The sequence below is a fragment of the Streptomyces sp. NPDC031340 genome, assembly GCF_055569945.1.
This window is the reverse complement of record NZ_JBVIIE010000047.1, coordinates 47,222-74,216: the sequence shown is the minus strand read 5'-3', so window position 1 is coordinate 74,216 and position 26,995 is coordinate 47,222. Positions and strand designations below refer to the sequence as shown.

General features: G+C 71.4%; 27 protein-coding genes. 19 read left to right on the top strand and 8 right to left on the bottom strand.

The features are described 5' to 3' along the window. Window positions 1–109 precede the first annotated feature (109 nt). Window positions 110–499, bottom strand: coding sequence for a RidA family protein (locus tag ACZ5GT_RS30270; protein ID WP_469032430.1), 390 nt, complete (start codon window positions 497–499; stop codon window positions 110–112). A gap of 87 nt (window positions 500–586) precedes the next feature. Here ACZ5GT_RS30270 and ACZ5GT_RS30265 point away from each other — a divergent pair, with 87 nt between their 5' ends. After that, complete coding sequence (locus ACZ5GT_RS30265) at window positions 587–1,525, top strand: LysR family transcriptional regulator (RefSeq protein ID WP_469032427.1); 939 nt, start codon at window positions 587–589, stop codon at window positions 1,523–1,525. A gap of 63 nt (window positions 1,526–1,588) precedes the next feature. After that, complete coding sequence (locus ACZ5GT_RS30260) at window positions 1,589–1,861, top strand: hypothetical protein (protein ID WP_469032425.1); 273 nt, start codon at window positions 1,589–1,591, stop codon at window positions 1,859–1,861. A gap of 39 nt (window positions 1,862–1,900) precedes the next feature. Here ACZ5GT_RS30260 and ACZ5GT_RS30255 read toward each other — a convergent pair whose 3' ends face one another. Continuing rightward, window positions 1,901–2,698 carry an EI24 domain-containing protein gene (locus tag ACZ5GT_RS30255; protein ID WP_469032424.1) on the bottom strand — a complete coding sequence of 266 codons (798 nt, stop codon included), beginning with the start codon at window positions 2,696–2,698 and terminating at the stop codon, window positions 1,901–1,903. A gap of 160 nt (window positions 2,699–2,858) precedes the next feature. Here ACZ5GT_RS30255 and ACZ5GT_RS30250 point away from each other — a divergent pair, with 160 nt between their 5' ends. Together ACZ5GT_RS30250 and ACZ5GT_RS30245 are read left to right on the top strand one after the other, a co-directional pair. After that, a complete protein-coding gene (locus ACZ5GT_RS30250) occupies window positions 2,859–4,004 on the top strand; it encodes a serine hydrolase domain-containing protein (RefSeq protein WP_469032421.1) in 1,146 nt (381 codons plus the stop codon). Between the two features lie 158 nt (window positions 4,005–4,162). Continuing rightward, window positions 4,163–4,705 carry a hypothetical protein gene (locus ACZ5GT_RS30245; protein WP_469032419.1) on the top strand — a complete coding sequence of 181 codons (543 nt, stop codon included), beginning with the start codon at window positions 4,163–4,165 and terminating at the stop codon, window positions 4,703–4,705. Window positions 4,706–4,808: 103 nt separating this feature from the next. On the opposite strand, the gene ACZ5GT_RS30240 is transcribed toward ACZ5GT_RS30245, so the two are convergent. Next, entirely contained in the window at window positions 4,809–5,807 is a 999-nt protein-coding gene (locus tag ACZ5GT_RS30240; protein ID WP_469032416.1) for an NADP-dependent oxidoreductase, read from the bottom strand. Window positions 5,808–5,896: 89 nt separating this feature from the next. On the opposite strand from ACZ5GT_RS30240, the gene ACZ5GT_RS30235 reads away from it, so the two are divergent. Then, complete coding sequence (locus tag ACZ5GT_RS30235) at window positions 5,897–6,334, top strand: MarR family winged helix-turn-helix transcriptional regulator (protein ID WP_469032413.1); 438 nt, start codon at window positions 5,897–5,899, stop codon at window positions 6,332–6,334. Window positions 6,335–6,381: 47 nt separating this feature from the next. On the opposite strand, the gene ACZ5GT_RS30230 is transcribed toward ACZ5GT_RS30235, so the two are convergent. Then, window positions 6,382–7,347 carry an SCO2400 family protein gene (locus tag ACZ5GT_RS30230; protein ID WP_469032411.1) on the bottom strand — a complete coding sequence of 322 codons (966 nt, stop codon included), beginning with the start codon at window positions 7,345–7,347 and terminating at the stop codon, window positions 6,382–6,384. 320 nt (window positions 7,348–7,667) lie between these two features. On the opposite strand from ACZ5GT_RS30230, the gene ACZ5GT_RS30225 reads away from it, so the two are divergent. From ACZ5GT_RS30225 to ACZ5GT_RS30180, 10 genes are all read left to right on the top strand, one after another. Beyond that, a complete protein-coding gene (locus ACZ5GT_RS30225) occupies window positions 7,668–8,831 on the top strand; it encodes a mandelate racemase/muconate lactonizing enzyme family protein (protein WP_398271266.1) in 1,164 nt (387 codons plus the stop codon). Continuing rightward, on the top strand, window positions 8,828–9,832 hold the full coding sequence (locus ACZ5GT_RS30220; RefSeq protein ID WP_469032409.1) for a zinc-dependent alcohol dehydrogenase: 1,005 nt from the start codon (window positions 8,828–8,830) through the stop codon (window positions 9,830–9,832). Before ACZ5GT_RS30225 ends, ACZ5GT_RS30220 begins: the two co-directional genes overlap by 4 nt. A gap of 120 nt (window positions 9,833–9,952) precedes the next feature. Beyond that, on the top strand, window positions 9,953–10,924 hold the full coding sequence (locus tag ACZ5GT_RS30215; protein WP_469032407.1) for a hypothetical protein: 972 nt from the start codon (window positions 9,953–9,955) through the stop codon (window positions 10,922–10,924). Between the two features lie 37 nt (window positions 10,925–10,961). Next, window positions 10,962–12,068: a multiple monosaccharide ABC transporter substrate-binding protein gene (gene chvE, locus ACZ5GT_RS30210; protein WP_469032404.1), complete on the top strand. Its 1,107-nt coding sequence runs from the start codon at window positions 10,962–10,964 to the stop codon at window positions 12,066–12,068. A gap of 86 nt (window positions 12,069–12,154) precedes the next feature. Continuing rightward, window positions 12,155–13,705 carry a multiple monosaccharide ABC transporter ATP-binding protein gene (gene mmsA / locus ACZ5GT_RS30205; protein ID WP_469032400.1) on the top strand — a complete coding sequence of 517 codons (1,551 nt, stop codon included), beginning with the start codon at window positions 12,155–12,157 and terminating at the stop codon, window positions 13,703–13,705. Further along, window positions 13,702–14,949: a multiple monosaccharide ABC transporter permease gene (gene mmsB / locus ACZ5GT_RS30200; RefSeq protein WP_469032397.1), complete on the top strand. Its 1,248-nt coding sequence runs from the start codon at window positions 13,702–13,704 to the stop codon at window positions 14,947–14,949. The genes mmsA and mmsB overlap by 4 nt, the downstream gene beginning before the upstream one ends. A gap of 53 nt (window positions 14,950–15,002) precedes the next feature. Then, window positions 15,003–16,157, top strand: a complete 1,155-nt coding sequence (locus tag ACZ5GT_RS30195; RefSeq protein WP_469032395.1) for an aldose epimerase family protein — start codon at window positions 15,003–15,005, stop codon at window positions 16,155–16,157. Window positions 16,158–16,312: 155 nt separating this feature from the next. Continuing rightward, a complete protein-coding gene (locus tag ACZ5GT_RS30190; RefSeq protein WP_469032393.1) occupies window positions 16,313–18,007 on the top strand; it encodes a pyridoxal phosphate-dependent aminotransferase in 1,695 nt (564 codons plus the stop codon). Between the two features lie 183 nt (window positions 18,008–18,190). Beyond that, window positions 18,191–18,649: a PPOX class F420-dependent oxidoreductase gene (locus ACZ5GT_RS30185; protein ID WP_469032391.1), complete on the top strand. Its 459-nt coding sequence runs from the start codon at window positions 18,191–18,193 to the stop codon at window positions 18,647–18,649. A gap of 100 nt (window positions 18,650–18,749) precedes the next feature. Further along, complete coding sequence (locus tag ACZ5GT_RS30180; RefSeq protein ID WP_469032387.1) at window positions 18,750–20,255, top strand: AAA family ATPase; 1,506 nt, start codon at window positions 18,750–18,752, stop codon at window positions 20,253–20,255. 22 nt (window positions 20,256–20,277) lie between these two features. Here ACZ5GT_RS30180 and ACZ5GT_RS30175 read toward each other — a convergent pair whose 3' ends face one another. Further along, on the bottom strand, window positions 20,278–20,730 hold the full coding sequence (locus ACZ5GT_RS30175; protein WP_469032384.1) for an ATP-binding protein: 453 nt from the start codon (window positions 20,728–20,730) through the stop codon (window positions 20,278–20,280). A 160-nt stretch (window positions 20,731–20,890) separates the two neighbouring features. Here ACZ5GT_RS30175 and ACZ5GT_RS30170 point away from each other — a divergent pair, with 160 nt between their 5' ends. The 3 genes from ACZ5GT_RS30170 to ACZ5GT_RS30160 all read left to right on the top strand — a co-directional run bounded on the left by ACZ5GT_RS30170 (window position 20,891) and on the right by ACZ5GT_RS30160 (window position 22,702). Further along, on the top strand, window positions 20,891–21,676 hold the full coding sequence (locus ACZ5GT_RS30170) for a helix-turn-helix domain-containing protein (protein ID WP_469032434.1): 786 nt from the start codon (window positions 20,891–20,893) through the stop codon (window positions 21,674–21,676). Beyond that, entirely contained in the window at window positions 21,673–21,858 is a 186-nt protein-coding gene (locus ACZ5GT_RS30165; RefSeq protein ID WP_469032381.1) for a DUF397 domain-containing protein, read from the top strand. The genes ACZ5GT_RS30170 and ACZ5GT_RS30165 overlap by 4 nt, the downstream gene beginning before the upstream one ends. A 79-nt stretch (window positions 21,859–21,937) precedes the next feature. Then, the gene (locus tag ACZ5GT_RS30160; RefSeq protein WP_469032379.1) at window positions 21,938–22,702 is read left to right on the top strand and encodes an intradiol ring-cleavage dioxygenase; all 765 of its coding nucleotides are present in this window, start codon (window positions 21,938–21,940) and stop codon (window positions 22,700–22,702) included. Between the two features lie 10 nt (window positions 22,703–22,712). Here the strand turns inward: ACZ5GT_RS30160 and ACZ5GT_RS30155 are convergent, their stop codons facing one another. The 3 genes from ACZ5GT_RS30155 to arfA all read right to left on the bottom strand — a co-directional run bounded on the left by ACZ5GT_RS30155 (window position 22,713) and on the right by arfA (window position 25,776). Beyond that, entirely contained in the window at window positions 22,713–23,624 is a 912-nt protein-coding gene (locus ACZ5GT_RS30155; RefSeq protein WP_469032377.1) for a sulfite exporter TauE/SafE family protein, read from the bottom strand. 152 nt (window positions 23,625–23,776) lie between these two features. Further along, window positions 23,777–24,238: an RrF2 family transcriptional regulator gene (locus ACZ5GT_RS30150; RefSeq protein WP_469032373.1), complete on the bottom strand. Its 462-nt coding sequence runs from the start codon at window positions 24,236–24,238 to the stop codon at window positions 23,777–23,779. A gap of 17 nt (window positions 24,239–24,255) precedes the next feature. Further along, a complete protein-coding gene (gene arfA / locus ACZ5GT_RS30145) occupies window positions 24,256–25,776 on the bottom strand; it encodes an arabinosylfuranosidase ArfA (protein WP_469032369.1) in 1,521 nt (506 codons plus the stop codon). A gap of 581 nt (window positions 25,777–26,357) precedes the next feature. Between arfA and ACZ5GT_RS30140 the strand changes: the two genes are divergently transcribed. Then, a complete protein-coding gene (locus ACZ5GT_RS30140; RefSeq protein ID WP_469032366.1) occupies window positions 26,358–26,975 on the top strand; it encodes a toxin-antitoxin system, toxin component family protein in 618 nt (205 codons plus the stop codon). Window positions 26,976–26,995 lie beyond the last annotated feature (20 nt).

The window sequence follows — 26,995 nt, the reverse complement described above, 5'->3', positions numbered from 1 at the left end:
CTTGGCGGAAACACATGATCAAGCAGAGGCCGCCTTGCTGTCCGGCAAACGGCCACCCTCACCAAGAAACGATCTTGATGGGTTAAAACTCAAGTTCATGGGCGCAGTATCACCTGCCCGCCGGGACCGCTGCCACGATTTCCACCTCGATCAGCGCCTCCGGGCGGAACAGGCGCGGGACCTCGAAGGTCATGCTCGTCGGGGGCGTGCCGGTGAGGAACCGCCGCCGTACGGCGCCGTACTCCTCCAGTCCGCCGATGTCCGTGAGGTAGGTGCGGATGTTGACGACGTCCGCCAGGGTCGCGCCGTGCGCCGCCAGCAGCGCGTCGAGCGTCTCGAACACGCCCCGGCTCTGCTCGGCGAGGGTGGCGCCGTCGGCGATCTGGCCGGAGATGAACAACAGGGCGCTGCCGTCGGCCTGTTCGACGCGGGCGACCTGGGAGTAGTAGGGGCTCAGGGGCTGCGGCGCGGACGCGGGACTGTCCAGGGTGACCTTCACCGCGCCCCGCCTTTCGGGTGCTTCTCCATGACGTCGACGCTAGGCGGGCGCCGGTGATGCGACAAGCGAATGTCTAGCATGGCCGCCATGACCGACTCGCATACCACGGACGGCGTTCCGGACCTCTCGACCGTCTGGCTGCGGGTCTTCCTGGAGGTGGCCCGGCACGGCTCGTTCACGCTGGCGGCGCGGACGCTGGGCTGGACGCAGTCGGCGGTGTCGCGGCAGATCTCCTCGCTGGAGGCGTCGCTCGGCGGCGGGCCGCTGTTCGACCGGCTGCCGCGCGGGGTGCGGCTGACCGAGGCCGGGCGGATCCTCGTACCGCACGCGGAAGCGGTCGCCGAGGCGCTGCACGGGGCGGGGCGGGAACTGGCGGCGCTGCGCGAGGCGGCGGACGGGCGGCTGCGGTTCGGGGCGTTCGCCACGGCGGACGCGGCGCTGGTGCCGCACGCCCTCGCCGCGTTCCGGGCCCGTCACCCCCGTGTGCGGGTCTCCCGCGAGGAGGGGCTCACGCCCGCGCTCCTCGGCCTGCTGGACGCGGGCCGGCTGGACCTGGCGGTGGTCTCCACGACGGGCCGCGCACCGCTGGAGGCGTACGAACTGCACCATCTCCTGGACGAGTCGCTGTACGTGGCCGTCGCGGCCGACCACCCGCTGGCCGGCCGGGACGGCCCGGTCCGGCTCGGTGAACTGGCCGACGCCGACTGGATATCCGGCAGCTCCCGCCCCGAGGGCACGCTGCTGGACGCGGCGTTGCGCCACGGCTTCCGGCCCCGCGTCGCCCACGTCGTCGCCGAGTGGACCGCCAAGCAGGGCTACGTCGCCGCCGGCCTTGGCGTCGCCCTCGTCCCCGCCCTGGCCGCCACGTCCGTACGGCCGGACGTCGCGCTGCTGCGGGTGCTCGACGAGGACGCCCCCGCCCGCGCGGTGTACGCCGCCACGGTCCGCGGCCGCTCACCGTCCCCGGCCGCGCTCGCCTTCCTCGCGGCACTGCGGGATGCGGCGGCCCGCGTCCCGGGCCAGTAGGACTGTCCGGAACCAGGTACGGGTGCTCATGCGCCCGGCCGCCGCGCCGGGCACGCTGTCGTCATGAGGTCGAGTCGGAGGAACACGATCGCGATCCTCGCGCTGCTGCCCGTCGACGCCCTGGCCGTCGGCTACGGGTGGCTGGCGGCCGGGATGACCGCGTGGGCGGCGGGCCAGGACGGGCGGCCCTACCATTCGCCACTGGCCCAACTGGGCGGCGCCTGCGCGGTGGTGGCGGTCACCGGCGCACTGCTGTGGCGGGCCCGGCTGCGCGCCGCCGCCGTCTTCCAGGCGGTCCCGCTGCTCGCCCTCGTGGCGCTGATGGTGCCCTGGTGACGCGGCGGCACTTCCGGCGTGGGCGGCGGCCCATGGTCCTCAGGAGGCGAGCCGTTTGTCTTCCGGGGCCTCGTCGTCGCGCTCCTCGGTGGTCTCCTCGCCCAGGAGGTCGCGGGCCAGCAGGGTGGCGCCGGCGACCGCGCCCGGCATCAGGAAGACCGCGACGAAGGGCACCAGGAAGGACAGGCCGAGGGGGGTGCCGAAGCCCCAGACCAGGGTTTTGCGGGAGCGGAGGAGGGTGAGGCGCTCGCGCAGTTCGACGCCGCGGCGCTGGAGGGCCACGGCGGTCAGTTCCTCGGTGAGGAAGAAGCCGGTGACCATGAAACCGAGCACCGGGACGACCGTCTGACCGGCGAACGGGATGAAGCCGAGACCGAACAGCAGGATCCCCCACAGCGCGGCCCGGACCACGATCCGCAGGCTGTCGCGGGCGGAGATCCACAGTTCCCGCCACAGCGGCAGGCCCGACTCGGGCGCGCTGCCGTCCGGGGAGACATCGCGGTCGACCCGCTCGGAGAGGCTCTCGTAGAAGGGCTGGCCGACCAGGAGCGTGACCGCGGTGAAGGTGACGACGGCGAGGAGCAGGGCGAGGGCGAACAACACGGCGGTGAGGAAGCCGCGGAACAGGCCGGCCCAGGGGCTGTCCCAGTCGTCGGCGAACGGCGTCGCCCACGCCACCACGTCGTCGCCCCACAGCGCCAGCGCGACCAGCGCCGCCGCGTACAGGACGAGGGTGATCAGGCCCGGCAGCAGTCCGAACCCGTAATGCCTGCCGTGCCGGGCCACCCACCGCTGGCCCTTCAGGAGGTATCCGAAACCCACCCCGAGATCGCGCATAGGGGAACCCTACCGGCCCGGTGAGCGGCACCGTCCGCCCCGCCTCCGCCGTGGCCGCCGCCCGCCCGGCCTGGTCCGCCCGGTGACGTGGTTGAGTCGAACGGGTACGTCTTCCCGTACCGATCTCAGCAGGCCGCAGCGGTTGAGGTGAGGAGAGCGGATGACGCAGGAGATCCACGGCACCGTCGCCGACGGCTTCGAGGCCGTGCGCGAGGAGTTCGCCGCGTTCGTCGCGGAGGAACGGCCGGACTACGAGGGCCAGTTGTGCGCGTACCTGCACGGCCGCAAGGTCGTCGACCTGTGGGCGGGCGGCGACGCCGGCTCCCTGTACGGCGTGTACTCGTCCACGAAGGGCGCCGCGCATCTCGTGGTGGCGCTCCTCGTGCAGGAGGGGACGCTGGAGCTGGACCGCAAAGTGACCTACTACTGGCCGGAGTTCGCGGCCGAGGGCAAGGCGGGCGTGACGCTGCGCGAGCTGATCGCCCACCGGGCGGGCGTGGTCGGCACCGACACCGGGTTCACCCTCGCCGAGCTGGCCGACGACCGGCAGCTGGCCGAACGGCTCGCCGACCAGCGGCCGTTCTGGCGGCCGGGCAGCGCCTTCGGCTATCACGCGCTGGTCATCGGAGCGCTCACCGGCGAGATCGTGCGCCGCGCGACGGGCCGTACGCTCCAGGAGGTCTACGAGGAGCGGATCCGCGCCCCCTACGGACTGGACTTCTTCCTCGGCCTGCCCGCCGCCCACGAGCCCCGCTTCCGTACCGCGCAGCCGATGGCCCCCACCCCCGAACAGCGGGCGCTGCTCGACTCGCTCCCCTCCGGCCCGCACACGCTCGCCTCCATCGCCTTCAACCAGCACGCCCCCGAACCCACCGACCTGGCGACCCTGCCCAACGACCCGGGCGTGCGCGCCAGGGGACCGGCCTCGGTGGGCGGGGTGGCCTCCGCGCGCGGGCTCGCCGCGCTGTACGCGGCGGCGATCAGCGAGGTCGACGAGAAGGCCCCGCTGCTGAAGCCGGACACGGTGGCCGAGTCCGGCCAGTTCCACTCGGTGGGCTACGACCTGGTGGCCCGCTCGCACAGATCGTTCGGCCTGGGCTTCCAGACGACGGCGGACGTCTGGCACCCGTTCCTGGGCGCGGGAGCGATCGGCCACAGCGGCGCGGGCGGCTGCCAGGCCTTCGCGGACCCCCGCAGCGGCCTGGCCTACGGCTACACCCGCCGCCGTTACGCCTTCCCCGGCGGAGCGGCCCCGGAGAACGACCGGCTGGCCCGGGCGGTGCACACGGCGGCCCTGGCCCGCTGACCGGCGAGCTCTTTCCAGTCGGCTCACAGCGGTTCTGAAGAGCGGGCGGCGACGATCGGTCACGGCTCGGGCCCGGGTGCGGCCGGTTCCAGCCGCGGTGCCGGACCAGGCCGCGACGCAGGGACTCCGAGCCAGGACGCCTCACGAGAAAGAGTTCCATGAACCCACAGCAGGTCGAGTTCCTCGGGGTCTGCGGGCACCTCATGTCCGTCCCGGCTGCCCTGAGCGGCACCGATGTCCAATGCGGGTCCTGTCACCAGGTGACGCGCGCACCGATGCCGTTCGTGCCCGGCAGGCCTCCGGCGGCACGCTCGGGGAGCGCGGCGGGCCTCACCGCCCTGTACATCGTGTCCCTGCTCGTTGGCCTCGGCACGGCGGCGGTCGTCTACGTGGTGAAGTTCAACGACCTGTCGGAAGATCAGCTCGTGGGGCTGACGCCGCTGTGGTTCTTCCCTGTCGTCTTCGGTCTGTACGGCTTCGCCTCGCAGCGCCTGCTCCGCGCCCTCGCCGAGGGCCGGGCCGGCACGCTGAGCCAGGCCGCCCGGCTGTACATCGGTCTCGGCGGCCTCTTCTCGGTCCTGACCATGTTCCCGTTCCTGGTGCTGAAGTGGCGCAGCTCTCTGCTGGTCTCCCTGGTGGCCGCACTGTTCTGGGCCGGGCTGCTGTGGTTCTTCTTCGCGGCGGTCTTCCCGGAGCTGTGATGCCGGGACGCCGCGAGCCCCCAGGTCTCGGACCTGGGGGCTCGCGGGCCGAGCTCGGTCCACGGCCGCAGGCGCGGTGCGTCGGCCGTGAAGGGAGCCGTCACTACAGCTTGACGATCATCTTTCCGGTGTTGTCGCCGCGCAGGACGCCGAGGAACGCCTCCAGGTTGTTCTCGATGCCCTCGACCACGGTCTCGCGGTACTTCAGCGCGCCCGAGGCGACCCAGGGGCCGACCTCCTGGACGAACTGCGGCTGGAGGTCGTAGTGGTCGCCGACGAGGAAGCCCTCGATGCGGCCGCGGGTCTGGATGAGGCGGGCGAGGTTCTTCGGGCCGGGGGCGGGCTCGGTGTTGTTGTAGACGGAGATCATGCCGCAGACGGCGATCCGGCCACCCTGGTTGAGCGAGCCGATGGCGGCCTCGAGGTGGTCGCCGCCGACGTTGTCGAAGTAGACGTCGACGCCGTCGGGGGCGGCCTCCCGCAGCTGCTCGCCGACCGGGCCGTTCTTGTAGTTGAACGCGGCGTCGAAGCCGTACTCCTCGACGAGCAGCTTGACCTTCTCGTCGGACCCGGCGGAGCCGACGACCCGCGAGGCGCCCTTGAGCTTGGCGATCTGGCCCACCTGGCTGCCGACGGCGCCCGCGGCGCCCGACACGAAGACGGAGTCGCCCTCCTTGAAGGCGGCGGTGCGCAGCAGGCCGGCGTAGGCGGTGAGGCCGGTCATGCCGAGGACGCCGAGGTACGTCGACAGGGGCGCGGCGTCCGCGTCGACCTTGACGGCGTTCTTGGCGTCCAGCGTGGCGTACTCGCGCCAGCCGAGGAAGTGCAGGACGTGGTCGCCGACGGCGATGCCCTCGGCCTCGGAGGCGACGACCTCGCCCACCGCGCCGCCCTGCATGGCCTTGCCGAGCTCGAAGGGGGCGACGTAGGACTTGGCGGCACTCATCCGGCCGCGCATGTAGGGGTCGACCGAGAGGTACTTGTTCCGGACGAGTACCTGCCCCTCGCGCGGCTGCCGGACCTCCGCCTCGACCAGGGCGAAGTCCTCGGGCTTCGGCCAGCCGACGGGCCGGCTGAGCAGGTGCCATTCGCGGTTGATCATGAGGGAAGCCCTTCCGATTTATTTCAGTAGCTGAAACAACGATGCTCCTGAATATTTCATGTTGTCAAGTAAGCGGGTACCCTGAAGCCATGCCCACCTCACACAGCACCCGCCATTCCGACCCGGTGACCATGGAGGTCGTCGAGCTGATCGGGGACGTGGTGGCCCGCTTCTACGCGGACTACGAGGAGGCGGCGGGCGAGCACGCGCTGACCGGCGCCCAGGCGCGACTGCTGAGCCTGCTGTCCCTGGAGCCGCTGGCGATGCGGAAGCTGGCGCGCAGGCTGAAGTGCGAGCCGTCGAACGTCACCGGGATCGTGGACCGCTTGGAGGCCCGTGGCCTGGTGGAGCGCCGCCCGGACCCGGCGGACCGCCGGGTGAAGGTGGCGGCGGCCACGGACGAGGGCCGCCGGGTCGCCCGCGAGCTCCGCGAGGGCCTGCGCTTCGCCCGCGAACCGCTGGCGGGCCTGTCGGACGAGGAGCGGCTGGCTTTGCGGGGTTTGCTGCGGCGGATGCTGGACTCCTGACCCGAGCCCTTCGGGAACGCCTCACCGGCGCCCCGGCGCGGCAACCGTCAGGTGCACCACCACAGGAACCGGTCGCACGTCTGCGTCGGCGACGGTTCCGGGTCCGGGCCGGGGTCCGGCGACGACGGCGTCGGATCGGCCGAGGGGGCCTGGGTCGAGGCCGGGCCGGTGGCCGTGGGGTCCGGCATGGACGGGTCCGGGGTCTCCCCCGCGGCGGCGGAGGACGTGCCGGCGTCCGGTGTCGCCTCGCCGTCCTGCCCCTTGTCACCTTTGGCGTCCTTGGCGTCCTTGGCGGACTTCGAGGTCGACGGGGAGGCGGAGGCGCCCGGCGCCGCCGAGCCGGCCGCCGTGCCCGGCGCCGTGCCGGCCTGCGGCCGGGCCGTCCCACCGGTCGCCGAGGACGTGCCGCCCTCGGCGGACGCGTCCTTCGCGGCCGGCTCCGGGGTCGAGAAGGGCGCGTCCATGCCCAGTTCGGCGAGGCTCAGCCCGCCGGCCGCCAGGACGAAGCCCGCCGCTATCAGCACGGTGCGGCGCCGGCGCCGACGGTGGGCCGCGGCTTTGCGGTCACGGCGGCTCCCGGCGTCCGCACCCGCACTCGCACCCGCCGCGCCGACCGCACCGGCCCCGGCGGTCCGGCCACCGCGCCCTCGCCCGCGCCCGCCACGGCCGTGCTGCCCCGCGCGCCGCGCCGCCCGGCCGACCGGAACGCCCTCGCCGCCGTCAACGCCGTCGCCGCCGTCACCCCGGTCACCGTGGTCGGCCTGGCCGTCGTAGCCATCCTCGTACGCGCCCTCGTACGCGCCCTCGTACAGGCCGTCGTCCTCGTCCCCGTAGCCGTCGTAGGCGGCCGTCGGCCCGCCGCCGTGGCCGGACGCACCGCGGCCGGACACGCCGTACCCGGAGACGCCACCGCGCTCCGCCGCGTGCGCGCGGAGTTCCGCGGCGGAAGCGCCGCACCCCGGGCAGGCGAGCGCGCCGTTGAGGTGGCGTCGGCACGAGTGGCAGTAGTCCATGACGCCGGAAGAGTAAGTTCCTGCCGGGTAGCTTTCCTAGTCACCGCTGTGAATATTGTGTGGCGAACCGACCGTTCCACTTCGCCAGGCCGGGATCGTATGCCGGGCAAGTCCCTCGATCCCGGCGAAACCGGCCCCGGGATCCGCGCCGAAAGCGGTGTCGAAAGCAGTGTCGAAACCGTTATGCGTTCGACCCATTGACACTCCCCGCACCCCGTCCTTACTGTCACGCCAGCATTTCGAACGTGTGACGAAATTTCGAACACACCGTATCGGGCCGACGAGACAAGCAGACAACGACGCAGCAAGGGGCAACTGCCGTGCGCATCACCGGAATCAGCACCCACGTGGTCGGGACGCCGTGGCGCAACCTGACCTACGTCCAGGTGCACACCGACGAAGGGATCACGGGAGTCGGCGAGACCCGGATGCTGGGCCACACCGACGCACTGATCGGCTATCTGCGGGAGGCGGAGGCCAATCACATTCTGGGCTCCGACCCGTTCGCGGTGGAAGACCTCGTGCGCCGCATGAAGTACGGCGACTACGGCCGGGCCGGCGAGATCGTGATGTCGGGCATCGCGGTCGTCGAGATGGCCTGCTGGGACATCAAGGGCAAGGCGCTGGGAGTTCCCGTCTGGCAGCTGCTGGGCGGCAAGGTGACGGACAAGGTCAAGGCGTACGCCAACGGCTGGTACACGACCGAGCGGACCCCGGAGGCGTACCACAAGGCGGCCCAGGGCGTGATGGAGCGCGGGTACCGGGCGCTCAAGATCGACCCCTTCGGCACCGGGCACTTCGAGCTGGACCACCAGCAGACCCTCTACGCCGTCTCCCTCATCGAGGCCGTCCGCGACGCCATCGGGCCCGAGGCGGAGCTGATGCTGGAGATGCACGGCCGCTTCTCCCCCGCCACCGCGGTGCGCCTGGCCAAGGAGCTGGCGCCGTTCAACCCGGCCTGGCTGGAGGAGCCGTGCCCGCCGGAGAACCTCAAGGCGCTGGAGAAGGTCGCCGCGAAGGTCGACATCCCCGTCGCCACCGGTGAGCGCATCCACGACCGCATCGAGTTCCGCGAGCTGTTCGACAGCCAGGCCGTCGACATCATCCAGCCCGACGTCGGCCACATCGGCGGCATCTGGGAGACCCGGAAGCTCGCGGCGACCGCCGAGACGCACTACATGCTGGTCGCCCCGCACAACGTGGGCGGATCCGTGCTGACCGCCGCCTCCCTCCAGGTCGGCTTCACCTCCCCGAACTTCAAGATCCTGGAGCACTTCAACGACTTCGCGGACGCGGAGATCAAGAAGGTGGTCAAGGGAGCCCCGCAGGTGGACCCGGAGGACGGCTGCTTCCACCTCTCCGACGCGCCCGGCCTCGGCGTCGAGCTGGACGTCGACGCGGCGGCCGAGTTCCCGCAGCAGCAGGCCCGCTTCGACCTGTGGGCCGAGGGCTGGGAGCAGCGCAAGCCGAAGGGCTCCAAGTGAGCACCGCGGTCGTCGTCGACGCGCCGGGCGAGCACCGGCTGACCCCGCACGAACCGCGGCATCCGGAGCCCGGCGAGGCGCTGGTGCGCGTCCACGCGGTCGGCATCTGCGGCAGCGACCGCGAGGTGTACGACGGCAACCGGCCGGAAGGGTACGTCCGCTACCCGCTCACCCCCGGCCACGAGTGGTCCGGGACCGTGCAGGCGGTCGGCGCCGGCGTCCCCGGGACGCTGGTCGGCCGCAAGGTCGTCGGTGAGGGCTTCCGCAACTGCCAGGTGTGCGAGCGCTGCCACGCGGGCGAGACCACCCTGTGCACCGCCGGGTACGAGGAGACCGGCTTCACCCAGCCGGGGGCGATGGCCACCACGCTCACCCTGCCCGCCCGCCTGCTGCACGTGCTGCCGGACGACGCCGACCTGACGGCGGCCGCCCTGCTGGAGCCCGCCGCCTGCATCGCGGCCGCCGCCATCAAGGCGAACGCGCTGCCGGCCGAGCGGGTGGCGGTGGTCGGCACCGGCACCCTCGGGATGTTCGCCGTGCAGTTCCTGAGGGCGAACTCGCCGGCCGAGCTGCTGGTGGTGGGCACCCGGCCCGACCGGGCCGAGCTGTCGCGGCGGTTCGGGGCCACCGACTTCCGCACCCGCGACCAGCAGCTGCCCGACGACTTCGACGTCGTCGTCGAGACCGCCGGGTCGGCGTCCGCGGCGCGCACCGCCGCCGGGCTGCTCCGGCGCGGCGGCCGCCTGGTGCTGACCGGGATCCCGGCGCCGGGCGCGGACGGCCTGGACCCGACGGACCTGGTGGTGCGGCAGCTGGAGGTGGCGACCGTCTTCGGCGCGCCGCCGGACGCCTGGGCGCACACGGTGCGGATGTTCGGGGCCGGACTGCTCGATCCGCTGCCGCTGGTCACGCACGAGCTGCCGCTGGACCGGTTCCCGGAGGGCATCGAGCTGGTCGGGTCCGGCGATCCGGGGGTCGGCAAGGTACTGCTCCGCCCCTAGCCGTACGCCGGTACGGGGGCGACCTGACGGCCCCCGTACCGGCGTACACCCGGCCTTCCGTACCCAGTCGTACCCAAAGCCGCGAACTTCGTCCGAAATACCGAACACAAAGGACAGCTTGTGACCACCGACGCTTCCGCCACGGCAGCCCGCAGGCCGGGTGAGCCGGCGCTCACCGCCCTCGGCCTGGGCGCGCCCGCCCTCGACCCCGCCGACGCCTCGCCGCACACCTTCCCCGGCGGCGGCCGCTGGCGCACCGAGATCCCCTCGTGCGAGGGCCCGGAGGCGCTGGCCGTCGTACTCAAGGAGGCCTCGCGCCTCGACGTGCCGATCCACCGGATCAGCCAGGGCAGCGGCGTGTGGATGCTGACCGACGCCGAGATCACCGAGATGGTCGAGGCCACCGGCGAGCGGGACATCGAGCTGTGCCTGTTCACCGGCCCGCGCGGCACCTGGGACATCGGCGGCTCGGTGCGCTCCGACTCGCGGGGGGCCGGACTGCGCGCACGCGGGCACGACGCCGTCGCCGGCTGTGTCGAGGACGCCGTACGGGCGACGGAGCTGGGCGTGAAGTGCCTGCTCGTCGCGGACGAGGGCGTGCTGTGGACGCTGCACCGGGCGCGCGCCGCCGGGGTCATCCCGGCGGACACCACCCTGAAGGTCTCCGCGCTCATCGGGCCGGTCAACCCGGCCAGTTACGCGGTCTACGAGCGGCTGGGCGCCGACTCCCTGAACGTGCCCAGCGACCTGACGCTCGATCACCTCACCGAGATCCGGCGGGTCTCCGCCGCCCCGATGGACATGTACATCGAAGCCCCCGACGACCTCGGCGGCTACATCCGGATGTACGAGGTCGCCGAGCTGATCCGGCGCGGCGCACCGCTCTACCTGAAGTTCGGCCTGTCCAGGACGCCCGGCATCTACCCGTACGGCGCCCACCTGCGGGATCTGACCCTGGACACCGCCCGGGAGCGGGTGCGGCGCGGCCGGCTCGCTCTCGACCTGCTCACCCGGCACGGCGCGGACGGCGACATGGCGCCGCTCGGCTCCCGGCTGCCCGGCCCGCTGAACCGCTTCCCCACCGAAGCCTGACCCCTCTCAACGACGAGAAGAACAAGGACTGATCGCCATGCGTACTCGCAGAGCCGCACTCGCCGCCATGGCCGGAGCCGCCTCCCTCGCCCTCACCCTGACCGCCTGCGGGCAGAACAGCGAGGGCGGCAGCAAGGAGGACAAGGGCAGCGCCAAGGGCGGGACCATCGGCATCGCGATGCCCACCAAGTCCTCCGAGCGCTGGATCTCCGACGGCAAGAACGTCGTCAAGGACCTCCAGGCCAAGGGCTACAAGACCAAGCTGGTCTACGGCGAGGACGACCCCGACCAGCAGGTGTCGCAGATCGAGAACCTGATCACGCAGGGCGTGAAGGGCCTGATCGTCGCGGCCATCGACAACAAGTCGCTGAACAACGTGCTGCAGCAGGCCGCGGACGCCAAGATCCCGGTGATCTCCTACGACCGGCTGATCCTCGGCACGAAGAACGTCGACTACTACGCCTCCTTCGACAACACCAAGGTCGGCGAGCTGCAGGCCAACTTCATCGTCGACAAGCTCGGCCTGAAGGACGGCAAAGGCCCGTTCAACATCGAGCTGTTCGCCGGCTCCAACGACGACAACAACACCAAGTACTTCTTCAACGGCGCGATGAGCGTGCTGCAGCCGTACATCGACAAGAAGAAGCTGGTCGTCAAGTCCGGTCAGACCAACCTCACCCAGGTCACCACGCTGCGCTGGGACGGCACCACCGCCCAGAAGCGCATGGAGGACATCCTGACGTCCTCGTACAAGTCCGGCCGGGTCGACGCGGTGCTCTCGCCCTACGACGGCATCTCCATCGGCATCCTGTCCGCGCTGAAGTCGGACGGCTACGGCTCCAAGAGCAAGCCGCTGCCGGTCATCACCGGCCAGGACGCGGAGCTGGCCTCGGTGAAGTCGATCATCGCCGGTGAGCAGACGCAGACCGTCTACAAGGACCTCCGCAAGCTCGCCGAGGTCGCCGCGACCATGGTCGACGACGTCCTCAACGGCAAGAAGCCCGAGGTCAACGACACCAAGACGTACGACAACGGCACCAAGGTCGTCCCGGCCTACCTGCTGCAGCCGGTGAGCGTCGACAAGAGCAACTACACCAAGGAGCTCGTCGACACCGGCTACTACACGGCGGACGAGCTCAAGTAGCCCCTCGTCGTCGAAGGCCGGCCATTCCGCCGGCCGTTCCCACGGCCGTTCCTGCGGCCGTTCCTACGGGCTGAAAGGGCACGACCATGGCGGGACCCGTCCTGGAAATGCGCTCGATCGTCAAGACCTTTCCCGGTGTGAAGGCGCTGTCGGACGTCACTCTGACGGTCCGTCAGGGCGATGTCCATGCCATCTGCGGTGAGAACGGCGCCGGGAAGTCCACCTTGATGAAGGTGCTCTCCGGCGTCCATCCGCACGGCAGTTACGAGGGCGAGATCCTCTTCGAGGGAGAGGTCTGCGAGTTCAAGGACATCCGGGCCAGCGAGCACCGGGGCATCGTGATCATCCACCAGGAGCTGGCGCTGGTGCCGTTCCTGTCGATCGCGGAGAACATCTTCCTCGGCAACGAGCACGCCTCCGCGGGGTTCATCAACTGGAACGAGACGCTCAGGCACGCCACCGAGGTGCTGCGCCGGGTCGGTCTGACCGACCACCCGGAGACCCGGATCGCCGACATCGGCGTGGGCAAGCAGCAGCTGGTGGAGATCGCCAAGGCGCTGTCCAAGAAGGTGAAGCTGCTCATCCTCGACGAGCCGACCGCGGCGCTGAACGACGAGGACAGCGGCAAACTCCTCGATCTCATCCTGGAGTTGAAGAAGCAGGGCATCACCTCGATCATCATCTCCCACAAGCTGAACGAGATCCGGCGGGTCGCCGACTCGGTGACGATCCTGCGCGACGGCCGGTCCATCGAGACCCTCGACGTCAACGCGCCGGAGACCACCGAGGACCGCATCATCTCCGGCATGGTCGGCCGCGACCTCGACCACCGTTTCCCCGAGCGCACGCCGCACGAGGCGGAGGCGGGCGCGGCCCCGGCGCTGGAGATCCGCAACTGGACCGTGCTGCACCCCATCGACCAGCACCGCAAGGTCGTCGACGACGTGTCGATCAGCGTGCGGCGCGGGGAGATCGTCGGCATCGCGGGCCTGATGGGCGCCGGCCGCACCGAACTGGCGATGAGCGTCTTCGGACGCGCCTACGGCCGGTACGCGGGCGGCACGGTCCTGAAGGACGGGCGGGAGATCCGTACCAAGACCGTCTCGGAGGCGGTCGGGCACGGCATCGCGTACGTCACCGAGGACCGCAAGCACTACGGCCTGAACCTCATCGACACCATCAACCGGAACATCTCGCTGACCGCCCTGGGCAAGGTGGCCCGGCGCGGGGTGGTCGACGAGCACGCGGAGCGGCAGGTCGCCGAGCGCTTCCGCAAGTCCATGAACATCAAGGCGCCGACCGTGTTCGAGCCGGTGGGCAAGCTGTCCGGCGGCAACCAGCAGAAGGTCGTCCTCAGCAAGTGGATCTTCGCGGGTCCGGACGTGCTGATCCTGGACGAGCCCACGCGCGGCATCGACGTGGGCGCCAAGTACGAGATCTACACGGTCATCGACCGGCTGGCGGCCGAGGGCAAGGCGGTCGTCTTCATCTCCTCCGAGCTGCCCGAACTGCTCGGCATGTGCGACCGCATCTACACCATGGCCGCCGGGCGGCTCACGGGTGAGGTTCCGCGGGCGGAGGCCACGCAGGAAGTGCTGATGCGTCAGATGACGAAGGACAAAGAGGTAACCCGATGAGCACGGATGTGACGGACAAGGTCCCGGCCGCTGCACCGCCCGGGAAGGGCGGGGGCCCGGCCTCCGGCGGGGGCCTGCTGCAGCTGATGCTGAACGGCCTGCGCCGCAACATGCGCCAGTACGGCATGCTGATCGCGCTCGGCCTGATCGTCGTGCTGTTCCAGGTGTGGACCGGCGGCGACCTGCTGCTGCCGCGCAACGTCTCCAACCTGGTGCTGCAGAACAGCTACATCCTGATCCTCGCGATCGGCATGATGCTGGTGATCATCGCGGGGCACATCGACCTGTCGGTCGGTTCGCTGACCGCGTTCGTGGGCGCCTTCGCGGCGGTGCTGACGGTCCAGCACGACGTGGCCTGGCCGGTGGCGCTGGTGCTGTCGCTGCTGGTGGGCGCGGTCGCGGGCTCGGTGCAGGGCTTCCTGATCGCCTATCTGGGCATACCGTCGTTCATCGTGACCCTGGCGGGCATGCTGCTCTTCCGCGGTCTGACGGAGATCTTCCTGGCGGGCCAGACCCTCGGCCCGTTCCCGGAGGGCCTGCAGAAGCTCGGCAACGGCTTCCTGCCGGAGGTCGGCCCGAACACCAACTACCACAACCTGACCCTGCTCCTCGGCATCGCGCTGCTGGCCTTCGCGATCTACCAGGAGGTCCGGGACCGCAGGCGGGAGCAGGAGTTCTCGCTGGACGTGCTGCCGCGCAACGCCTTCCTGCTGAAGCTGACCGCCATCGCGGCGGCGATCCTCGCCGTCACGATGCTGCTCGCCAGCTACCAGGGCGCGCCGATCATCCTGATCGTCCTGGGCGTGCTGGTGGTCGGCTACGGCTACGTCATGCGCAACGCCGTCTTCGGCCGCCACATCTACGCCATCGGCGGCAACCTGCCGGCGGCCAAGCTGTCCGGCGTGAAGGACAAGAAGGTCACCTTCTACGTCTTCCTGAACATGGGCGTGCTCGCGGCCCTGGCGGGTCTGGTGGTCGCCGCCCGCCTGAACGCGGCATCACCGAAAGCGGGCCTGAACTTCGAACTCGAGGCCATCGCCTCGTCGTTCATCGGTGGCGCGTCCATGAGCGGCGGTGTGGGCACCGTCCTCGGCGCGATCATCGGCGGTCTCGTCCTCGGCGTGCTGAACAACGGCATGAACCTCCTGAGCGTCGGCACCGACTGGCAGCAGGTCATCAAGGGCCTGGCCCTGCTCGCGGCCGTCGGCTTCGACGTGTGGAACAAGCGCAAGTCCGGTTCGTAAGTCAGCTCGGGCCCCGCCGGAAGGCGGGGCCCCACCCATTACGGGAGCCGCACATGGAACTGAACAGACGCACAGTGATCGCCGGCGCCGCGGCGGCGGGGGTCGCCGCGACCGCCCTCGGCGCGGGCAGCGCACAGGCCGCCTCGGGCGGCCGCAAGCCCGTGAAGACGCTCTTCGGCAAGCTCGCCGACGGCACCAAGGTCCACCTCTGGTCGCTGGAGAACGGCGGTACCAGGCTGGGGGTCCTCTCCTACGGCGGCATCGTCCACTCCCTGGAGATCCCGGACCGGCACGGCCGTTACGCCAACGTCTCCCTCGGCTTCGACAACCTCGCGGACTACGTCGCCTCCAGCCCGTACTTCGGCGCCCTCATCGGGCGGTACGGCAACCGCATCGCCAAGGGGCAGTTCACCCTGGACGGCACCGCCTACCAGCTGTCGGTGAACGACGGCGACAACAGCCTGCACGGCGGCGCCAAGGGCTTCGACAAGCGCGTGTGGGACGTGGAGCCGTTCGCCGAGGGCTCCGACGTCGGCCTGCGCCTGCACTACACCAGCGTCGACGGCGAGATGGGCTACCCGGGCACGCTGCGGGCGACGGTGGCGTACACCCTCACCCGGCACGGCGACTGGCGCATCGACTACGAGGCCACCACCGACAAGGCCACGGTCGTCAACCTCACCAGCCACGTCTACTGGAACCTCGCCGGCGAGGGCAGCGGCACGATCGAGGACCACGAGCTCACGATCGCCGGCTCCCGCTACACGCCCACCGACTCGGGGCTGATCCCGACCGGCGAGCTGGCGAAGGTCTCCGGCACCCCCTTCGACTTCCGCAAGGGCAAGCCGATCGGCCGGGACATCCGCGCGGGCCACGAGCAGCAGGTCATGGCGAAGGGCTACGACCACAACTGGGTCCTGGACAAGGGGATCACGGAGCGGCCCGAGCACGTCGCGACGCTGCGCGACCCGCGCTCCGGCCGCACCCTGCGGATCGCCACCGACCAGCCGGGCCTGCAGTTCTACTCGGGCAACTTCCTCGACGGCACCCTGGTCGGCACCTCCGGCCGCGTCTACCGGCAGGGCGACGCGCTGTGCCTGGAGACGCAGCACTTCCCGGACGCGCCGAACCACGCGAACTTCCCGTCGACGGTGCTGCGGCCGGGGCAGACGTACCGGACGACGACCGTCCACTCGTTCGGCCGCTGACCGGTCCGGACCGTCGCGCACAATCTCTTCACACGGGTTGAACAACACCCGCTGAGGCCCCGTATGTATGGGTGGCCCGCGCTCCCCCGCGCGGGCCACCCAATGACGACGGACCCTGGAAGTCCCCGCCAGGGCCCGCCCCATACGGAGGTTCCATGGCCGACAACGTCACCTCGTTGTTCCGCAGCACCGCGGCGCACAGCCCGTCGATGGCGGCGCTGACGCGGGAGGGCGGCGACGGGGCCGGGCCGGTCGACTTCTGTATCCCCTGCAACCCCTACTTCCCCACCCCGGCCATGTTCGAGGAGATGGCGGCGCGGCTGCGCGACATCATCACGTACTACCCGAGCAGCGCCGACACGATCACCGCCGAACTGTGCAGCCTGCTCCAGCTTCCGCCGCAGTGCGTGGCGATGGGCAACGGCTCGACCGAGCTGATCACCTGGATCGACCACCTGCTGGTCCGTGAGTCCCTCGCCATCCCCGTCCCCACCTTCGGCCGCTGGACCGACCAGCCGATGGAGACCGGCAAGCGGGTCGACATGTTCCCGCTCCAGGAGGCGAACGGCTTCGCCCTGGACCTCGCGCAGTACGCCGAGTTCATCCGGTCCCGCGGCACCCGCGTCGCGGTCGTCTGCAACCCCAACAACCCCGACGGCGGCTTCCTGCACCGGCAGTCGGTCGTGCAGTTCATGGACGCGATGGCGGACCTGGACCTGGTGGTGATCGACGAGTCGTTCCTGGAGTTCGCGGACGCCGAGGTGGAACCGTCCGTCGTCCAGGAGGCGATGCTCCGCCCGAACGTGGTGGTGCTGCGCAGCCTGGGCAAGAACTTCGGCCTGCACGGCATCCGCTTCGGCTACCTCGTCGCCAACCCGGCGCTGGCGGGCCGCGTCCGCTCCATGCTGCCCAAGTGGAACCTCAACTCCTTCGCCGAGCACGTGGTGTTCATGCTGAAGGAGCACGGCGCCGAGTACGCGCAGAGCCTGCAGCAGGTCCGCCGCGACCGCCTCGACATGGCGACCCAGCTCGCCACGCTCCCCGGCCTCACGGTCTACCCCTCGCAGGGGAACTTCCTCTTCGTGCGCCTTCCCGTGGGCGCCGAGGGCACCGTGGTCCGGGACCGGATGCTCACCGAGCACCGGATCCTGGTCCGCGAGTGCGGCAACAAGATCGGCTCGTCCAGTCGCTTCCTGAGACTCGTGGTGCGCCCCCAGGTGGACGTGCGTCGCCTGGTGTCCGGCCTGGAGCAGGTGCTCTACGGGACCAGGAGGGGAGCCGCCGTGCCCGAGCTGGGCCCCGGGACCGGCTACAGCTCGGGCACGGCGGCCGTGGACCGGCTGGTCAGCGCCACCAACGGGGCCGGCCTGCAGGGCCTCGCCGCTCAGGCCGTCGGCGCCGGGATGCCGGGGCTCCCGGCCGCCCCGGCCGCCCCGGCCATCGGCACCGGCATGCCGTTGCCCGCCGCGGCCCAGGCAGGGCCGTCGAACGGCGCGGTCCCGGCGGGGCCGTCGAACGGCGCCGGGATGCCGATGCCTGCGGTGGCCGAGCTGGGCCCCCAGCCGCTCGGAATCCCGCCCCAGCCCCCGGCCCAGCCCCCGGCCCCGGCTCCTGTGCCGGCCCCTGCCCCGGCTCCGGCGCCGTTGCCCGCCCCGGCCCCGATGAGCGCCCCGTTCCCGGCCCCGATGACGGGCCCGACCCCGCCCGGCGTCCCGGCCCGCGGCGGCCTCACCGCCGCCCAGGTCCGCGGCACCACCGGCCCGGGCCTCGCCCCGGCCCCGGCCCCGGCTGTCGGCTGGCCCAGCGCCCAGAACTGGCCGAACGCGGCGGGGATGGGGCAGGCGGGGTGACCCCGGTCGCGGGGTGATCCGGTCACGGCTGTGATCCGGCCGCCGGGTGGCCCGGTCACGGCTGTGATCGGCCGCGGCTGTGCCCCGGTCACGGCTGTGCCCCAGCCGGTCGGCGGCGTCTCCGACGAATGAGGCTCGGGCCACGACACGAAACGCCGTGCCGCCGACGTCGTTGATCCCGTCATGAGCCAAGGACCAGCACCTCGCCTCCTGTCCGACGAAGCCCTCTCCAGCCTGCTCGCGGGGCAGCAGTTCGGCACGCTCGCCACCGTCAAGCGCAGCGGCCACCCGCACCTGACCACCATGCTGTACAGGTGGGACCCCGAGACCCGCACGGTGCGGTTCTCGACGACCGCCGACCGGGTCAAGGTCGGGCACCTGCGGCGCAACCCGCGCGCGGCGCTGCATGTCCAGGGCGGCGACGTCTGGTCGTTCGCGGTCGCCGAGGGCGAGGCCGAGGTCTCCGAGAGCACGACAGCTCCCGGAGACGCCGTCGGGCGGGAACTGCTCGAGATGATCCCGCGAGCCGCGAAGCCGGAGGACGAAGCCGCGTTCCTGGAGCAGATGGTCGCCGAGCGCCGGGTGGTCATCCGCTTGAAGGTGGGCCGCTTGTACGGCACGGCCCTCGACATCACCGGCTAGCCCCAGGCCGTCCCCGTTCCTCCACGGTTCAACTCCACTACGACGTATTTCGTCGAAGTAGACTTAGACAGAATCACTCGGTCGACGTGGAGGAGGGCCAGTGAGGAAGAGCCTGCCGGCCAAGCCGGACGACGTGGTCGACCGGGACCGGGAGTGGGATCTGCTCGCGGAGTTCCTCACCGACCCTGATCCGGCCATGCGGCTGGGAATCGTGTCGGGGCGGCGACGGCACGGCAAGTCGTACCTGCTGCAGGCCCTGTCCGAGCAGGTCGGCGGCCTGTACGTCACCGCGGTCCGGGAGGAGGGGCGGCTGCCCGCGATCCAGCGGTTCAGCGACGCGGTCGCGGCACACGCCGGTCTGCGGCCGGGAAGCCTGCGACTGACCGACTGGCGTGACGTCCTGTCCAGCGCTCTCGACGTGACCGCCCGCTCGTCGCATCCGCTCCTGGTCATCGACGAGCTGCCGTACCTGCTCCAGCACTCACCGGAGATCCCGGGACTGCTGCAACAGCTCTACGACGAACGCCAGCGGGGTGCCCGGCCCGGCGCCGGGCCGGGTCCGCGACTGATCCTGTGCGGCTCGGCGATGAGCGTCATGCACGAACTGCTCTCGGGGACGAAGCCACTGCGGGGGCGTGCCGTGGTCGATCTGCGGCTGGGCGCCTTCGGCTACCGGAACAGCAGGGCCTTCTGGCGGATCGCCGACCCGCTGACCGCGCTGAGGGTGCACGCGGTCCTCGGCGGCGCCCCCGGCTACCGGCCGGTGGCCGCCCGACCGCATCCGGACGACGGCTTCGACACCTGGCTCACCCGGACCCTGCTCGACCCGGGGCGGGCGGTGTATTCGCGCACCGAGACGGAATACCTGCTGCGTGAGGACCCGAGGATCACTCAGCACACCCTGTACTACGACATCCTCACGGCGATCGCGCGGGGCGCCACCACCCCCAGCAAGATCGGCGCCGCCCTGGAGCGCCCGCGCAACGCCGTCGCCCACCCCCTCGGAGTACTGGAATCCACCGGGTACATCCGGCGGGAACAGGACATCCTCCGCTCCCGGCACCCCGTCATCACGATCGCCGACCCGGTCATCCGCTTCAACCAGCTCATCACCCTGCCGCAGGCCGCCGCCGTGGAGCAGGGTTTCGCCGAGCAGGTGTGGCAGCAGTCCGTTCCGACCTTCAACTCCAAGATCCTCGGACCGCACTTCGAGGACCTGGCCCGCGACTTCACCCGTCGTTACGGCCACACCCTGTTGCCGGGTGAGCTGCCCGGCCCGGTCGGCACCACCGAGGTCGCCGACCAGGCTGCCCGCACGAAACACGAGGTCGATGTCATCGCCCTGGCCGCGGGCGAGCGCCCGCAGTCTCCCCGGGCGAGGATCGCGCTGCTGGGCGAGGCCAAGGCGACCGCCGCCCGCCATGGAACCGGTGACCTGGAGCGCCTGGAACGCATCCGCGCCCTGCTCGCGGACCAGGGCTACGACACCGGGGCCTCCACGCTGGCCCTGTACTCCCTGCACGGCTTCCACCCCGACCTGACCGACCTGGCCGACCGCCGCGACGACGTCCTCCTGGTGGACCTGGCCACCCTCTACGGCGACTGAGACCAAGAGCGGTCAGCCCGGCTCAGGGCCCGCCGCCCGGCAGGTCGACCTCGGCGCGGACGGTCTTGCCGGGTGGGCGATCCCGCACCTCCCAGTGGTCGGCGAGCGCGGCGACGAGTGCGAGGCCGCGGCCGTCGTCGTCGAGGGGGTCGGGCATACGTACGGCGCCGGGGGCCGGGGGACGTCGTTCGGTGAGCGTGTCGGTGACTTCGACGCGGAGGCGGTCCGCGGTGAGGTCCAGCCGCAGCTCGAAGTCCCGTCCGGGCACCCGGCCGTGCGTGACCGCGTTGGCCGCCAGTTCGGCGACGATCACCGCGACGGCGTCGGACGCGTTCGAGCCGTGCGGGACGCCCCAGGCGTCCAGTTGATGCAGGGCGAGGCGCCGGGCGAGCCGGGCGCCGCGCGGAGTGGCGCTGAGTCGCTGCGCGAACGTACGTACGGTGACCGGCGGTTGGGGCGTGGGTGGTGCTGTCATGCGCCCAATCTGGCGGCATGGGCGGGCAGTTCTCCAGCTCAACGCCGTGTACGCCGGGGCAGAGTACACGGTCACAGACTGGACAGTACCGGTCACCTTTCGTGACCATGGGTGCGGGAGGTGACCGAGCGTGGTCGATGAGCCGGAGTCGTCGGACAGCATGCGGACGTTCGGAGCGGTTGTCCAGGCCCTGCGGGAACATGTGGGCCTGAGCCGCGAGGAGTTCGCGGAGCAGGTGCGGTACTCGAAGCACACGGTGGCTTCGGTGGAGCTGGGCAGACGCATGCCGGACCCGGCGTTCGTCGAGCGGGCGGAGGAGGTACTGGGGAACACCGGCGCGTTACGGCGGGCCGCCTGCCACCTGGCCCGCCAGCCGGGGTTGGCGGCATGGTTCCGGCAGTGGGCCCGACTGGAACGGGAGGCGATCACGCTCTACACGTACGAGTGCCGGATGATTCCGGGACTGGTGCAGACGGAGGCGTACGCCCGGGTCCTGTTCTCGCACCAGCTTCCCCCTCTGGACGACGCCCAGATCGAAGAGCGGTGGGCTGCCCGCGCAGACCGACAACGATTGCTCAAGGAGCGCCCCAACACGGCGTTCAGCTTCATCCTCGAAGAGCATGTGCTGCTGAGGCGCACAGGCGGGTTGGAGGTGACACGGAGCCTCATCGACCACATGCTCGGGATCATCGAGCGACGGAACGTCGAAGTGCAGATCATGCCGCTGACACAGGGCTCACACGCCGGGGTGGCTGGCCCGATGCAACTGCTGGAGACTCCCGAGAACAGGTGGTTCGCCTACAACGAAGGCCAACGCGGCGGCATGTTGATTGCCGACCCGAAGGAGATCAGCGTGCTCCAGAGGCGGTATGCCAGGATGCGTTCACAGGCTCTCACCCTCGAAGACTCCGTGAGCCTGTTGAATCGGATGCGAGGAGCCTTATGACCATCGGTGAACTGACCTGGCTCAAGTCGAGCTACAGCAGCAGCGGTGACGGCGACTGCATAGAGGTCGCCCTCACCCCCGCCACCATCCACGTCCGGGACTCCAAGGACCGCCAGGGAGCGCGCCTCGCGCTCTCCCCCGCCGCCTGGGCCGCGTTCGTCGCGCACGTCGAAATACCCTGACGCACAAGTTACTTGACGGGGCGTCACTTTACCTGACTGACAGCTCACCGACAGCATCCCTCCCTAGGGTGCCGTGTCCATGACAGACACCTCTGAGCCCGTGATCGGGCGCCGCACCGTACTGATCGCCACGGGGGCCACCGCGGCCACGCTGGCCGTTGCCGCCGCCGTGCCCGGAGCTTCCGCCGTCGCGGAGGGCGACGACGCCGTGCCCGTCGCCGCCGCGGCCGTCTGCACCCTCACGAAGGAGATGACCGAAGGCCCCTACTACCTCGACGGACAGTTCGTCCGCTCGGACGTCACCGAAGGCAAGGCGGGCATCCCGCTCAAGCTGAAGCTCACCGTCGTCGACGACGACACCTGCGTCCCGCTCTCCGGCGCGCTCGTCGAGATCTGGCACTGCGACGCGCTCGGCGAGTACTCCGGCTACGTCGGCAACAACGGGCACAACGAGCCCGACGACGGCACCTTCCTGCGCGGCGGCGTGCTGACCGACTCCGGCGGCGTCGCGAACATCACCACGATCTACCCCGGCTGGTACCGCGGGCGCTGCGTGCACATCCACGTCAAGGTGCACACGGGCGTCACGCTCACCTCCGACGGCTCGTTCACCGGCGGCCAGGAGATCCACACCGGGCAGTTGTTCATCGACGAGTCGATCACGACCAAGGTCGCCGCGATCTCGCCGTACTCGACCAACACCGTCACCCGCACCACCCTCGCCCAGGACGGCATCTACGACGACGGAGGCGCCTCCTCCGGCCTCCTGACGATGACCGCGCTCGGCAGTTCGACCTCCGCTGGTTACACCGGAACGCTGACCCTCGGCGTCGAGCAGGGCTGACCCCGGTTCGTCACGCGGTGACGGGCTGCCGTTCCGCGGCGGGCTCGGTCCGCGTCCGCCGCTCCTCGAGGTGGGCGCGGACCGAGTACGCCAGGGCGGCGGCCCACAGCGCGCACAGGACGGCGTAGACGGACGTGACGGCCGTGCCGGGCAGGTCGAGCCAGCCGCCGGCGAGCAGCGTGCGGGCGTTGAGCAGGACGATCAGGCCGCCCACCGTCGAGCCCAGGACGCGCGGGGCGACGAAGCGGGCGAGCCAGGCGGCGACCGGGGCGATGACCATGCCGCCGATCAGGAAGGCGAGCACCCAGGACCAGTCGACGCCGTGGGAGCCGAGGGAGAACAGGAACCCCAGGCTCGCGGCCACGGCGACCAGCGCCTTGCTCGCGTCGACGGAGCCGACCACCTTGCGCGGCTCCAGCCGGCCGCTGGCCAGCAGCGCGGGCGTGCCGATGAGCCCCCAGCCGCCCCCTCCGGTGGCGCCGAGGAACCCGGCGACCAGGCCGACCGGCACCAGGAACCGCTTGCCGAGGGGGCGGCCGAGCCGGTGACGGGAGAACCCGCGCACGGTGAAGTGCCAGGTGACGCAGCAGCCCAGGACGAGCAGGATCACCGCCATCACCGGCGCCGCCAGCGCCGTCGACATGCCCGACAGCACCGTCGCTCCCACGAACGCCCCCACCGCCCCCGGGACGCCGATCCGGGCGACGACCTTCCAGTCGACGTTGCCGAAGCGGGCGTGCGAGGCGCCGGAGACCAGGCCGGTGCCGATCTGCGCGAAGTGGACGACGGCCGACGCGGCGGCCGGGCTGGTGCCCAGGGCCAGCAGCAGCACCGTCGAGATGACCCCGTGCGCCATGCCGAGGCTGCCGTCCACGAGCTGGGCGCCCAGGCCCGCGAGGGCGAGCAGTAGCAGCGTCTGCATGGGCGGTCCCGCCTTCCCTGGGTTTCCTACCGGGTGGGTAGGGATGAACAGAGCGGGACGCTAGGGCACCAACCTGAGGGAACGCTGAGAGTCGCTGTGGACGCCGTGGTCCCTACGGGTTCCCATAGGCTCCTACGGGTTCCCATAGGCTCCTACGGGTTCTCCCAGGCCGCCGGTTCCGCCGCCAGTCGCTTCACCGGTTCCGGCAGCGCGTTCGCCGCGAGGTCGGCGATGGTGACGCCCTCCAGGATGCGGCGGACGTTGGCGCGCAGCGCGATCCACAGCGGCAGCAGCGGCTCGGCGGAACCGGCGTAGGACAGGCCGGTCGGGCGGACCCCGCGCACGGACACGATGGGGCCGTCGACCGCGCGGATCACGTCCGCGACCGTGATCGCCGAGGCCGCCCGGGCCAGCCGGTAACCCCCGCCTCCGCCGCGCCGGCTGTCGACGACGCCGGCGCGGCGGAGGTCCCCGAGGATGCCCTCCAGGAACTTGTGCGGGATCTCCTGGGCGGCGGCGACGGCCTCGGCCTTCACCGGGGCGTCCTCGCACTGCCGCACGGCGAGCTCCAGTACCGCCCGTACCGCGTAGTCCGCCCGTGCCGAGATCCTCATGCGCCCATTGTGCTGGGTCAGGCCAGGCGGATCACGTTCCAGGACAGCGGCTCCAGTACGGCGGTGAGCTTGCCGTCCCGCAGGGCGGTGCCCTCGACGGCGTGCGGGGTGACGCGTTCGGGGTCGTCGAGGGTGTTGCGCGCGTCCGGGTCGGCGTCCGCGAGGGCGCTGTGCTCGACGACGGACGTCAGGTCGAGTCCGGCGAGGGCGACTTCGAGCGGCAGCGGTCCGGTGCGGTCGCGGTTGACGGCGAAGACGGTGACCGTGCCGTCCTCGGCGCGCACGGCGGTGGCGTGCAGCAGGGCGGTCTCGCCGTACTTCTGCGTCTCGTACGTCGGCGAGTCCACGCGGACGTCGAGGACCTGCCCGCGGCCGTACCGGGAGGCCTGGGCGAAGGGGAAGAAGGTGGTCTGGCGCCAGGCGGGGCCGCCGGGCTCGGTCATGATCGGGGCGATGACGTTGACGAGCTGGGCGAGGCAGGCGACCGTGACCCGGTCGGCGTGCCGGAGCAGCGCGATCAGCAGCGAGCCGAAGACGACGGCGTCGGTGACGCTGTAGTTGTCCTCCAGCAGGCGCGGCGCCTCGGGCCAGTCGTCCTGCTCGAACGTGCCCTCCTGCTCCTGCCAGCGGGAGAGGTACCAGACGTTCCACTCGTCGAAGGAGAGGTTGATCCGCTTCTTCGACTTCAGGCGGGCGCCGATGTGGTCGCAGGTCGCGACGACGTTCTCGATGAAGGACTCCATGTCGACGGCGGAGGCGAGGAAGGAGTCCACGTCCCCGTCGACGGGCTCGTAGTAGGCGTGCAGGGAGATGTAGTCGACGAGGTCGTACGTCTCCTGCAGCACCGTCGCCTCCCAGGCGGCGAAGGTGGGCATGGACTGGCTGGAGGAGCCGCAGGCGACCAGTTCGACGCCGGGGTCCTGCTGGCGCATGGCGCGGGCGGTCTCGGCGGCGGCCCGGCCGTACTCCTCGGCGGTCTTGTGGCCGGTCTGCCAGGGGCCGTCCATCTCGTTGCCCAGGCACCACAGGCGGATGCCGAAGGGGTCCTTGTCGCCGTGCGCGACCCGCAGGTCGGACAGGGCGGTGCCGCCGGGGTGGTTGGCGTACTCCTGGAGTTCGAGCGCCTCGGCGACGCCGCGGGTGCCCAGGTTGACGGCCATCATCGGCTCGGCCTGCGGGCCGACCTTGCGCAGGAAGCCGATGTACTCGGACAGGCCGAAGCGGTTGGTCTCCGTCGAGTGCCAGGCGAGGTCGAGGCGGCGGGGGCGGCTGTCGGCCGGGCCGACGGAGTCCTCCCACTTGTAGCCGGAGACGAAGTTGCCGCCGGGGTAGCGCACGGCGGTGACGCCGAGTTCGCGGACCAGGTCGAGCACGTCCCCGCGCAGGCCCGCCTCGTCGGCGGTGGGGTGGCCCGGTTCGAAGATTCCGGTGTAGACGCAGCGGCCGAGGTGTTCGACGAAGGATCCGAAGAGCCGGGGGTCGACCTCGCCGACAGTGAAGGCGGGGTCGAGGGTGAAGCGGGCGGTGCTCTCGGTCATGGGTGCCTTTCGGGAGGGAGGTTGAGCGGGTTGGGCGGGTTGGGTGCGGGGTTGAACGGGAGCTGGGCGGGGTCGCAAGGGGGTGAACGGGGTTGGCCCGAGGACCTGTTGGTGACGGTGCGGCAGGACGGAGGAGTACGGCTCCGCGCGGGCGGCCCGCCCGTCCGCGACGGGCGGGAGCGGAATCGCGCCGTAGTGGGGACCGGCGCCGGCGGAGCGCGCTTCCGCGGCGCGGGACCGGCGTCCTGCCGCGCCCGCGGCGAGGGCGCCGGCCCCGCCGGCCGGTGCGGCGACGCCGAAGCCGCACGCGGCGAGCAGCCCTCGGCGTCCGCCCGCGAGGTGCCTGCGGTTCGGGGCGGATCGTCCCATGCCTCCCACTACCACCGTTCGAAATGTCGGCACATGCTCGTAACTTCGAACGGGACGGTATGGAGTAAGCGCTCGCCAGTCAATGGTCCGGACGGGACTTTCCAGCCACGGCGGCGTTCGCCGGGCGGCCGACGGCACCCGTTCGCATGACGGGGGCCCGACCGGCCGCGTAATCTCGAACGGCCTGCTGTGCGGCGGCGAGAGGGGGAGTCATGGACATCGCGGGCGCACGGAGGAAGGCGGCCCGGGTCTCCGCCTGGCGGCACCGCTCGCGGGAGTCCGCCAGGATGCGCGAGCTGACCGAGGGCCTCGCGTCCGCACTCCGGGCCGGACCCCGCCCGCCCGCCGACGCACGCGAGCTGTGCCGGGCGCTGTGCGCGGAGATGAGCGCGCGCCGCGGCGGGCGCCCCGTCGAACTGCGCTTCGAGCGGTTCCCCGACGAGATCGAGGTCACCGGGCTGTGGGTGGAGCTGCCTGACTTCGACCTGGTCATCGTCGAGGAGCGGGCCGAGGCGGTGCAGCAACTCGTCATCCTGGGGCACGAGTTGTGGCACATGCACGCCGGGCACGACCACCATCACCCGGCCGGTGCGGCGGCCGCGGCCGGCGCGCTGGCCGAGCGGAATGACTGGCAGGACGTCGCGCTGTCGGTCGCCGCCCGCGACGGCTCCCGCGCGGCCGACGAGGCCGCCGCCGACGACTTCGGCCACCGGCTCGCCGCCGCGCTGCGGCCGCTGCTGTCCCCGCGCCCCGCCGGCCCTCCCCCCGGCCCCCTCCAGCGGTCCCTCGGCTACCGCGACCCCCGCGGGCCGGCAGGACCGGCACGGTGACCGCCCCCCTCGTCCCGGCG